Source organism: Sporichthya sp. (assembly GCF_013815995.1).
GTDB lineage: Bacteria > Actinomycetota > Actinomycetes > Sporichthyales > Sporichthyaceae > Sporichthya.
Window position 1 is genome coordinate 1 of the sequence record NZ_JACDFE010000339.1, and the last position, 3,247, is coordinate 3,247.

General features: G+C 65.7%; 1 protein-coding gene and 2 pseudogenes. 2 read left to right on the forward strand and 1 reads right to left on the reverse strand.

The features are described 5' to 3' along the window. A pseudogene (locus H0X00_RS24045) lies at nt 1–125 on the reverse strand (IS110 family transposase); the annotation flags it as partial. 616 nt (nt 126–741) lie between these two features. Here H0X00_RS24045 and H0X00_RS22895 point away from each other — a divergent pair. Both H0X00_RS22895 and H0X00_RS24050 read left to right on the forward strand, forming a co-directional pair. Continuing rightward, entirely contained in the window at nt 742–3,132 is a 2,391-nt protein-coding gene (locus H0X00_RS22895; protein ID WP_293775099.1) for a molybdopterin cofactor-binding domain-containing protein, read from the forward strand. 26 nt (nt 3,133–3,158) lie between these two features. Continuing rightward, nucleotides 3,159–3,247, forward strand: a pseudogene (locus tag H0X00_RS24050) ((2Fe-2S)-binding protein); the annotation flags it as partial.

The window sequence follows — 3,247 nt, forward strand, 5'->3', positions numbered from 1 at the left end:
GCCCAGGGGCTGGCGTGGCGGGAGTCGTCGGCGAAGTCGATCAGGGCGTTGCGCAGTTTCTTGTCGCAGGCGTAGCGGAACCCGACGGCGGTCATCTTGCCGCTGGCCCTGGTGACGGGGGCGACCCGGCGAGGGACGCCACGCGCGCACGTAATAAGCGGCCGCGTCCATAGCACAAAGAGCTTTGAACCGAGCCCAGTTGCTATTGCCCCCGCGAAAGTCAGCGGCGTAGCGTTCGCACTGGCACAGAGGTCAAAGGATTATCGCTATTCCGGACTTCGCAGCAGGTGTCTTGCTGGATGGGTCAGAAAGCTTGTGAATTTGCCGAGGCTCTGACCTGCAGGAACGTCCGCTGAGCGGGGCGCACGCGGCCGTACTCACAAATGGGCTGAGTGCTACTTACAAGTGAGACTCTCGTACCTATTTGTGTGCTGGCAATACACCAGAATGTGTGTGACGAAGTCCCCGTTCGTCGCTGATAACTACCGTTCAGCGATATCGGGAATGTCCGGACTTGAAGTGCGTCACTTCCTGAGAAAACGTCGTGGTTGGAGTTCACTCCACCGTTCCGTGTCCACGCGCAGCCCCCCCAGTAAGTCCGGACCGGAACTCTCCAAGCCCTTCGCCCGGAGGGTTGCACGTCTCCTGTCCACCTCGTCGCCCGGCGGAGAGACCCTCCCCGTGCACCGCGACGAGCCTGATGCCGGTCTCTCCCCGAGCCGGCGTGAAGGGAACGCTTTCATGTCACCCACGCCCAACCCCGATTCCGCCGCTGTTGCGGAATCGACCGTCGAGCAGCCGACCGGCACCAGCCGTCGTCAGTTCGTCGGGTACGTCCTCGCCGGCACCACGCTGGCCGCCACGGCCGACCTCGCCTGGGAGTCCGCCGCCCCCAGTGCTGCCTACGCCGCCGGCGCAACTCCGATTCCGAGTAACGCGACCTTCTCGGACGAGTACGACTTCCTGGACCTGTACCGGGACTCGTGCCTTCCGACGAACCACCTGCTCGCCGTCGAGATCTCGCCCGACGGCAAGGCCAGCTTCGGTGTTCCCCGTCAGGACTCCGGCCAAGGCATCCTCACCTCGTTCGCGCAGATCATCGCGGACGAGCTGGACATGCCGATTGAGGACGTCCACACCTTCAACGCCGACGCGCGCCCCGAGCTCGTCTACAACCAGCTCACCGGTGGTTCCACCTCGCACTTCTCGCTGTGGCAGCCGGTCAAGATGGCCGCCGCAACCGCGCGTACCGCTCTGGCCACCGCGGCGGCCGAGAAGTGGAACGTTCCGGTTTCCGCGGTCACGACCCGCGACGGCGCCGTCTTCGGCCCGGACGGGCAGATGGCGACCTACGGCTCGCTGACCGAGCTGGCCGCCTCGAAGGTCACCCGGCCGCTCGACGTCAAGCTCAAGAGCAAGCCCGGCAAGTACGTCGGCCAGAGCATCGGCCGCATGGACGCGCACGACATGGTCACCGGCAAGAAGCAGTTCACGATGGACCTCGCGGTCCCGAACGCGCTTCCGACGATGATCTGCCGTCCGCCGACAATCCACGGCACCGTGCAGTCGGTCGAGAACCTCGAGCAGGTCAAGGCGATGCCGGGTGTCACCGACGTCGGCGCGATCTCGACGGGTGTCGCCGTGCGTGCGCGCACCTTCGGCCAGTGTGTCGACGCCATCCGCGCCCTGCGCGTCTCCTGGGGTGCCGGCACCATCGACGAGGAGAACAGCGACAGCCTGACCGAGAAGGTCACGTCCGTCCTGCTCCCGATCGCGCCGGCATCTCCCGCCGACGAGGTCATCGAAGAGGACTACGTCTTCCACTACCGCAGTGGTTCGCCGATGGAGACCAACAACTCCATCGCCGACGTGCGTGGCGACAGCGCCGAGGTGTGGGGCTCGAACAACATGCCCATCATCACGCTGCAGCGCATCGCCCTGCTGCTGGACATCCCCGAGGACAAGGTCACGGTCCACTGCCCGCCCGGTGGTGGCTCGTTCGGTCGCAAGCTGTTCCAGGACGCGTCCTACGAGGCCGTCGAGGCTTCGAAGCTGTTCGGCAAGCCGGTGCGCCTGATGTGGCACCGCACCGACGACGCGCGCCACGGCCGCATGCACCCGATGATGGTCAACCGCGTCCGCGCCACCAAGCAGGGCAACAGCATCACCAGCTTCACCATGACCAGCGCATCCTCGGCCTGCGACTGGACCCACGGCCTCGGCGAGATCATCTCCGGCTCCGCGACCGCGCAGGACCCGCGCCTGGGCTTCTCCGGTAACAAGGAGCTGGGCAACCTCTCGGTGTCCATGGGCTTCTACCAGCTGGTCACCGGCATTCCGTACAACTTCGGTGCCACCGCTGTGTACCTGAACGAGATCTTCGCCTACGACACGCTGCCGACCTCCGCGGTCCGCAACGTGTACTCGCCCGACACCGGTACGGCCAGCGAGCTCCACGCTTCCCGCCTGGCCGACTCCATGGGCATGGACGACTACGAGTTCCGTCGGGCCTTCGCCAAGGACGACGGCTGGCGCGCGGTGCTCGACAAGGTCGCCGAGGCCGGCAACTGGGGCCGCACGATGCCCGAGGGCACCGCGCAGTCGATCGCTCTGCACTCGGAGTACCAGTCCAAGGTCGCCTGCCTCATGGAGATCGACGCCCGTCCCGCCATGACCAACCGGAAGATCCGCGAGGCCTACACCGGTCCGCGTATCACCAAGGCGATCATGGCGATCGACATCGGCAAGGCGATCAACCCGCGCAACGTTCAGGCCAACCTCATGGGTGGCTGCATGGACGGCATCGCCCAGGCCCTCAGCGCCAGTAACCACATCGTGGACGGCCTTCCCCAGGAGGGCTCGTGGGACAACTACCGGTACACCCGGCAGTGGAACGTCCCGTTCCTCTTCGAGTGCTTCGTCATGCCGGACAACCGTGAGATCGGTGGTGGCGCCGGCGAGACCGGTGTCGCCGTCAGCCAGGCCGCGGCGGCCATCGCCTGGGGCCGCGCCAAGGGCACTCTCCCCACGGAGAACCCGGTCAACTTCCGCGACCCGCTCGGCTACGTCGTGAAGTCCCGGGTCCCACCGATCCCGCAGTCGCCCATCAATGGCCGTCGCTTCGCGCGCTGACCTGACTACTCAGAGAGGAGACTGTTATGCCTAAGCACTCGTTCATCCTGAACGGCAAGAAGGTCAGCGTCGACATCGAGAACAACGTCCGCATGCTCTGGGTCCTGCGTGACGT